The sequence below is a fragment of the Hugenholtzia roseola DSM 9546 genome (assembly GCF_000422585.1).
GTDB lineage: Bacteria > Bacteroidota > Bacteroidia > Cytophagales > Bernardetiaceae > Hugenholtzia > Hugenholtzia roseola.
Map to the genome: position 1 here is coordinate 1 of NZ_AUGI01000082.1, position 1,856 is coordinate 1,856.

2 tRNA genes and 1 rRNA gene are annotated in these 1,856 nt (G+C 47.3%); all 3 read left to right on the top strand.

Annotated elements, in window-relative coordinates:
- The first annotated feature begins 119 nt into the window (after positions 1-119).
- Positions 120-193, top strand: a tRNA-Ile gene (locus tag G500_RS0108195).
- Between the two features lie 69 nt (positions 194-262).
- A tRNA-Ala gene (locus G500_RS0108200) sits at positions 263-336 on the top strand.
- A gap of 228 nt (positions 337-564) precedes the next feature.
- Positions 565-1,856: ribosomal RNA gene (locus G500_RS0108205) — 23S ribosomal RNA — on the top strand; the annotation flags it as partial.

Here is a 1,856-nt window from a genome sequence, read left to right on the forward strand (position 1 = left end):
ACACCTCCTTTCTGGAGCTTGTTAAGTTACCGAGTCTGTGATTGTCCTTCCCCTGCATTCAAATACATCAAACGTATTTCTTTGACATCTTTATCTTGATTCAAGAAGGAACTACAAAGAGGTCTGTAGCTCAGATGGTTAGAGCGCTACACTGATAATGTAGAGGTCCGCAGTTCGACTCTGCGCAGACCTACTCAGTTCTAACCTGTCAAGAGATAAAGCCTTTTCAACGGCAATATCTCCGAGCCAGTTCCTTTCCCAAGGGGAATTAGCTCAGCTGGCTAGAGCGCCTGCTTTGCAAGCAGGAGGTCATCGGTTCGACTCCGATATTCTCCACTCTTTATGCATGACAAAATCGTCATCAGATAGACATCAAACAGTCCTTGACAAACGTGTCAAGTGTACTCCCAATAGGTTTTTCTTTACAAAAAGCAAAACCACACTGCTCAAGATAGTCTTTTAAAAGCCTTGCGAACTTACAAGGAGTCCTTTTAAAAGCCCTATCCAAGCAAATGTTCTTTGACAGAAGGAAGGTAAATAAGTTCATCATTGCGCGAAAACATCATGAAAGTAAGCAAGAGCGTACGGGGGATGCCTAGGCTCTAAGAGGCGATGAAGGACGTGGTAAGCTGCGATAAGCTACGGGAAGCCGCACGCAGGCGTTGATCCGTAGATTTCCGAATGGGGAAACCCACCCGCAAGGGTATCCGAAAGGAGGCGAACGCAGGGAACTGAAACATCTAAGTACCTGTAGGAAGAGAAAATAACAATGATTCCGCAAGTAGTGGCGAGCGAACGCGGAAGAGCCCAAACCGAAATTGTTTCGGCAAATTCGGGGTTGTAGGACTGTAACGTGATGCTGAATCGAATTAGAATGCTCTGGAAAGTGCAGCCATAGAAGGTGATAGCCCTGTACAAGTATGAGTAAAGCATCTAACAGTATCCTGAGTAAGTGGGGACCGGTGAAATCCCCTCTGAACCCGGCGGCACCATCCGCCAAGGCTAAATACTCCTTAGAGACCGATAGTGAACTAGTACCGTGAGGGAAAGGTGAAAAGTACTCCGAATAGGAGAGTTAAAAGAACCTGAAACCGTACGCTTACAAGCGGTCGGAGCTACTACGTGTAGTGACGGCGTGCCTTTTGCATAATGATCCTACGAGTTACCTTTACTGGCAAGGTTAAGTGGTTCAGCCACGCAGCCGGAGCGAAAGCGAGTCTGAATAGGGCGTATAGTCAGTAGGGGTAGACGCGAAACCTAGTGATCTACCCATGACCAGGTTGAAGGTTGGGTAACACCAACTGGAGGACCGAACCGATAAACGTTGAAAAGTTTCCGGATGAGTTGTGGGTAGGGGTGAAAGGCTAATCAAACTGGGAAATAGCTCGTACTCCCCGAAATGTTTTTAGGAACAGCCTCAGATTAATTTATGAGAGGTAGAGCTACCAATAGGACTAGGGGGCTTCACCGCCTACCAAATCCTGATGAACTCCGAATGCTCATAAATGATGTCTGGGAGTGAGGGCCGGGGTGCTAAGGTCACGGTCCGAGAGGGAAAGAACCCAGACCATCTGCTAAGGTCCCTAAATTAAAGTTAAGTTGACCAAAGGTCGTCTGACTACTGAGACAGCCAGGATGTTGGCTTGGAAGCAGCCATTCATTTAAAGAGTGCGTAACAGCTCACTGGTCGAGTGGTCGGGCATCGATAATAATCGGGCATTAAACTTTATACCGAAGCAATGGACTCGAAAGAGTGGTAGGGGAGCATTCCAACGGCGTTGAAGTCGTTTCGTGAGAAGCGGTGGAGCTTTTGGAAAAGCAAATGTAGGAATGAGTAACGATAAAGGGGGTGAGAA